The organism is Actinacidiphila cocklensis (assembly GCF_907177275.1).
In the GTDB taxonomy this organism is placed as follows: domain Bacteria; phylum Actinomycetota; class Actinomycetes; order Streptomycetales; family Streptomycetaceae; genus Actinacidiphila; species Actinacidiphila cocklensis.
The window spans coordinates 44,899-50,898 of the sequence record NZ_CAJSLV010000080.1 but is presented as its reverse complement, the minus strand read 5'-3'; the positions used below and the strand labels follow the sequence as shown (position 1 = coordinate 50,898).

The following is a 6,000-nucleotide window of genomic DNA, read 5'->3' as shown; positions in this document are numbered from 1 at the left end:
CGTCGGGGCCGCCGTCCCCGGGCCGCCCCGGCAGCAGCCGCCCCCTGCCCACCGCGGCCGGCGGCACGTCCGTACCGCAGCCCACCGCGGGCACCCCGCCGGCCGCGGAGCCCACCACCACGGCCCCGCCGACCGCGGATCCGACGACCCCGCCGCCGGGCGACCCGTCCGCGTCGCCGACCGGCCCGGACGGCGGTCAGCCGACCACCGCGCCGTAGGGCGTATAGTGGGCGGGTACCAGCAGGTAAGGTCGCCCCCATGGTGGGGATTCGCTAAAGCGGCCGCTGATGCGTATGCTGGTAGATCGTTTGATCCCCTGATTTCCTGATCCCATTGCCTGGCGCCTGATCCGTTGCGCGCCGCGTGGCGCGTTCCTTTTCTCCTTGGCTGACCGCATCGAGGCGGTTGTAAGCAACCTGTGGAGCTGGCGCGTGCCGTAAGTCTCCGAGAGGTTTAGCTTCAGCATGTCCATTGACAGTGCCGACCGTTCCGCCATGCCCGAGAACGCCGCCGACGCCGCCACCGTAGAAACCGCCGTCGAGCCGACCGTCGAGACGACCGTCGAAACGACCGAGCCCGCCGAGCCGACCATCACCTTCGCCGACCTGGGCCTGCCCGAGGCCATCGTGCGCAAGCTGAACCAGAACGGCGTGGTCACCCCCTTCCCGATCCAGGCCGCCACCATCCCGGACGCCCTGTCCGGCCGGGACATCCTGGGCCGCGGCCGCACCGGCTCCGGCAAGACGCTGTCCTTCGGCCTGCCGCTGCTGACCCAGCTGTCCGGCGGCCACACCGACAAGCGCCGCCCGCGCGGTGTCATCCTCACCCCGACCCGCGAGCTGGCCATGCAGGTCGCCGACGCGCTCCAGCCGTACGGCGACGTCCTCGGCCTGAAGATGAAGGTCGTCTGCGGCGGCACGTCCATGCAGAACCAGATCTACGCCCTGGAGCGCGGTGTCGACGTCCTCGTCGCCACCCCCGGGCGGCTGCGCGACCTGATCAACCGGGGCGCGGCCATCCTGGACCAGGTGCAGATCGCGGTCCTGGACGAGGCCGACCAGATGTCCGACATGGGCTTCCTGCCCGAGGTCACCGAGATCCTCGACCTCGTCCCGGCCGGCGGCCAGCGGCTGCTGTTCTCCGCGACGCTGGAGAACGAGATCGACAGCCTCGTCAAGCGCTACCTGGTCAGCCCGGTCACGCACGAGGTCGACGCCGCCCAGGGCGCGGTCACCACGATGACCCACCACGTGCTCGTGGTGAAGCCCAAGGACAAGGCGCCGGTCACCGCCGCCATCGCCGCCCGCAAGGGCCGCACGATCATCTTCGTCCGCACCCAGATGGGTGCCGACCGGGTCGCCGAGCAGCTCATCGAGTCCGGCGTGCGCGCCGACGCGCTGCACGGCGGCATGACGCAGGGCGCCCGCACCCGCACCCTGGAGGACTTCAAGGCCGGCCAGGTCAACGTCCTGGTCGCCACCGACGTCGCCGCCCGCGGCATCCACGTCGACGGCATCGACCTGGTCCTCAACGTCGACCCCGCCGGCGACCACAAGGACTACCTGCACCGCAGCGGCCGCACCGCCCGCGCCGGCAAGTCCGGCACGGTCGTCTCGCTGGCCCTGCCGCACCAGCGCAAGCAGATCTTCCGGCTGATGGAGGACGCGGGCGTGGACGCCTCGCGCCACATCATCGGCGGCGCCGGCGTCTTCGACGAGGACGTCGCCAAGATCACCGGCGCCCGCTCCCTCACCGACGTCCAGGCCGACGCGGTGCAGAACGCCGCCGCGCAGGCCGAGCGCGAGGTCGCCGACCTCACCCGCCAGCTGGAGCGCGTCCAGCGCCGCGCCACCGAACTGCGCGAGGAGGCCGACCGCCTCACCGCCCGCTCGGCCCGCGAGCGCGGCGAGGACCCGGACGAGGCGATCGCAGCCAAGGCCGCGGAGATGGCCGAACTCGCGGCGGAAGCCGCGGCGGCTGCGGCCTCCGTGCCCGCGCCGCGCGAGGAGCGCCAGCAGTCGTCGTCCTCGTACCAGCGCAGGGACGACCGCGGCAACTTCGACCGCCGCGACAACCGGGACAGCCGGGACAGCCGCGACTCGCGTCCTTCCTACGACCGCCGGGACTCGCGTCCCTCCTACGGCGACCGCGACCGCGACGACCGCCGCTCCTCGTACGGCAGCCGCAACGACTCCCGCCCGTCCTACGGCAACCGTTCGGACTCGCGTCCGTCGTACGGCAACCGCAGCGACTCGCGTCCGTCCTACGGCAATCGCGACCGTGACGACCGCCGTCCGTCCTCGTACGACCGCAGCGACTCGCGCCCGTCCTACGGCAACCGTTCGGACTCGCGTCCGTCGTACGGCAACCGCAGCGACTCGCGTCCGTCCTACGGCAACCGGGACCGTGACGACCGCCGTCCGTCCTCGTACGACCGCAGCGACTCGCGCCCGTCCTACGGCAACCGCAGCGACTCGCGTCCGTCGTACGGCAACCGCGACGACCGCGACAGCCGCCCGTCGTACACCCGCGACAGCAACGGCCCGTCGTCCTCGTCCTCGTCCTACAACGACCGCAAGCCGCGCTGGAAGCGCAACGGCTGACCGGCCGCGCCTTTCCTGAGAACGGGTCCCCCGCCTGCGACTTCGCAGGCGGGGGACCCGTTCCGCTTGCTGCGGGCCTGCTGCTAGAGTGCGGCGATTCGCAGGAGGCGGCCGGGGGGCCGCCGGGGGGTTGTCGGGGGCCGGGGGGCTCACTTTCCACGCGCGACGCGCAGCGGCGGCTCGATGCCATGCCGCCCGCGCCGGGCGCGCTCCACTCCTGCGCTTGTCCCGTGCTTTCCCGCACCGGTCAACGGAGGCTTATCTGTGGCACGTTCGACGTCCCGCGCCCTGACCAGGGCCGGCCTGACGGCCGCGCTGGCCTGCGCGCTCGCGGCACCTTTCCTCGGCCTCGCGGCCCCGGCGCAGGCCGCGTCCGCTCCGCCGTCCTACGACGTCGTGGTCCCGCCGGTGAACGCGCCCCGCCTCATGAACGACAGGGTGGGATTCGGCGGAGCCACCGGCTACCAGCGGATCGCACCGAACGGTGCCGAGACCTGGGTGCCGTACGGCGGCGGCTCGCCGGTGCCCATGGGGGGCAGCTCATCGCAGTTCGCGATACGGCTGCCCGACGGCGCGGAGCGGCTCACCTCCCTGTGGAGCAGCACCTTGATCAGGTTGGACGATCCCGCGACAGGGAACGTCGAGACCGTCACGCCGGCTGAGCCCGTCGGAGCCCTCCTGGCGGCCACCGGGACGCCCGACGGCTGGGCGATGGTCACCCGTTCGCGGACCGGTAGCTCCACGACCGGCTACGTGAACACGTACCACCTGCTGAAGGTGACCGGTACCACCGTCACCTCCGACACCGTACTGACCGGCATTCCGACGACGGGGCTGACCGGACTCGGCGGTACGCAGACGGCCGAGTCCGGCGGGCGGCTGCTGCTGACGTACGACATCGGAACCCGACGGGACATCAGCCTGGTGGACCCGCTCACCGGAGCGGTCGACAGCCTGCCCGGCTACATTCCCGAGGACGGCACACGCCAGGTCGTCACCACTGCCGACTCGATCGGCTGGTACTCGGCGGGCACTGTCCACATGGCGGCGTTCACCGACCCCCTTGCGGAGAGCCGGACGATCACCCTGCCGCCGGAACTCCACGCCGACAGCACGAACTACGTCGTCACGCTGACCGGCAGCGCCGTCCTCGCGGTACGCAGCGGTTCGGCCTGGAACGACGGCGTGATGGACCCGCTCTACTCCGTTCCGCTGACCGGTGGGCCGGCCACCGAACTCCTCCCGGACGCCACCGATCTGCGGATCTCCCGGGACGGCGGCGCGTTCGTACGCGGTGGCCCGGACGCGGCCCACTGGAGCGCGTACCGCATCGCTCCCGGCGGCGGGGCGCCCGTCAAGCTCTTCGACATCCGCGAGTTGAACCCGGTGCGGTACGGACTCTCGCTCGCCCAGGGCCGGTTGCGCTTCCTCGAGGGCATCCCGGACACCGTCGACAGCCTCACCTCGGGCAGGCTCTTCTACCAGAACGAGGGCGTCGGCCCGGTCCCGCAGCTGACATCCGCACCCCAGCGCGTCAGCCTCCCCATCCCGGATCCGGACAGCAACTGCGACGCCCAGCACCACTGCACGGTCGGCCTCGTCTCCGGCGGCTCGTACGGTGACGTCGCCTACGTGGCGCGCGCCGCGAACGGCAAGGACACCGTCTACGCGGCGAACAGGTTCGGCCTCGGCGGGGTCCCGCTGGACTCCACCGGTGGGCGGATCGTCGACGCGTCCGAGAACTACGTTCTGTACAACAGTGGTTCGAACGGCAAGCAGTACGTCATCAACATCGGCTACGGCACCGTGGTCCTCACCCGCCCGATCGCCGCGGCGGCCCTGTGGGGCGACACGCTGTGGACCGCGTCCGCCGCCAAGGGCAAGGTCGACCAACTCGACCTGCGCAGTCGCTACACCGACGGTCCCGTCGCCCGTACAGCGGTCACCACCGACGCGCCCTGCGCGATCAAGGAAGTCCAGGCACTGGACAACTGGCTCTACTGGTCGTGCGGCGCGAACGGCCCGGCCGGCGTCTACGACCGCAAGGCGGGGAAGTCCGTAGCGGTGCCCGCGGGACAGGCGCTGCTCGGCGACGGCTTCGTGCTGCGGCACCCCGGCGATGAGCTCCAGGTCACCGACAGCAGGACCGGCGCGACCCGTACCGTGGCCGCGCTGCCCGCGGACCCCGCGCTCCCCGGCGGCGACCGGCGCGTCACCTGGACGGTGGACAAGTTCCGCGGCCAGATCGCGTACACCGCACCCGACGCCACCACCCATCTGATCCCCTCCGGCACGGCGCCCTCGACTCTGGACGCGCAGAACGTGCTGGACATCGACCCATGGTTCTACGCCCGGTCCGGCTGGGAGATCTCGGAGTTGCTGTCCGGCCCCGCCGCTTCCTGGAAGCTCGCATTCCGCCCGAAGACGGGCGGCGCGACGGTCCGGACGATCAGCGGCGGTGCCACCGACGCGAGAATCGCGACGTACTGGGACGGGAAGGACCCGGCGGGGCGCTACGTGCCCACCGGCAGCTACGTCTGGTCGCTGACCGCCACCCCGGCCAACGGACTCGGGGCCGACCTGGTCCGCACCGGGACCGTCGACGTCCACCAGTCGCTCGCCATGCCCCACGACTACAGCGACGACGGCATCGGCGACGTGCTGGGCCTGACACCGGCGGGCCGCCTCGACGTCCACCGGGGCACCGGCACCGGCGCCGTCCTCGCGGCCGGCAGTGGCCAGCAGGGCACCGGCTGGCCGACCACCTCACGCTACCTGCCTATCGGCGACGCCGGCTCGCAGGGCTTGAACTCCCTGCTGGTCCGCTCCTCCGCGGGCATCCTGACCCGCTACACCGGCTCCGGCCGCATCACCCCGAGCTCGCCGCACTTCACGATCGGCGGCGGCTGGAACATCTACAACACCCTGGCCTCCCCCGGCGACCTCACGGGCGACGGCCGCCCCGACCTCGTGGCCCGCGACGCGGCGGGCGCGCTGTGGCGCTACACCGCCACCGCCACGGGCTCCTTCTCCTCCCGGGTCCTGATCTGCAACGGCTGGCGGAGCTACAACCTGCTCATCGGCGACGGCGCGGGCAACCTGCTGGCGCGCGACGCGGCGGGTGTGCTGTGGCGCTACGCCGGGAACGGCAAGGGCGGCGTCCTCAACCGCGTCCGCGTCGGCAGCGGCTGGCAGGGCTACAACGCCCTCACCGTCGTCGGCGACCTCAACCACGACGGCCACCCCGACCTGGTGGCGCGCGACGCGGCCGGCCTCCTGTGGCGCTACAACGGCGACGGCAAGGGCGGCTACCTCGCCCCCCGCGTCCGCCTCGGCGCCGGCTGGCAGATGTACTCCACCCTCCTCTGACCCCACCCTGTCGGGGCCGCCAGGCCCC

At 72.2% G+C, this 6,000-nt stretch carries 2 protein-coding genes and 1 pseudogene; all 3 read left to right on the top strand.

Annotated features, from left to right (window positions below):
* Positions 1-218 (top strand): annotated as a pseudogene (locus NFU81_RS29090) (hypothetical protein); the annotation flags it as partial.
* Positions 219-464: 246 nt separating this feature from the next.
* Entirely contained in the window at positions 465-2,603 is a 2,139-nt protein-coding gene (locus NFU81_RS29085) for a DEAD/DEAH box helicase (RefSeq protein WP_251496155.1), read from the top strand.
* Positions 2,604-2,867: 264 nt separating this feature from the next.
* Positions 2,868-5,972 (top strand): hypothetical protein, encoded by a 3,105-nt coding sequence (locus NFU81_RS29080; RefSeq protein ID WP_251496152.1) that lies wholly within the window; start codon positions 2,868-2,870, stop codon positions 5,970-5,972.
* Positions 5,973-6,000: the final 28 nt, after the last annotated feature.

What these genes read in the sequence shown, in the direction of transcription:
- NFU81_RS29085 (WP_251496155.1), top strand. Translation starts at nt 465, where the DNA reads ATGTCCATTGACAGTGCCGACCGTTCCGCCATGCCCGAGAACGCCGCC.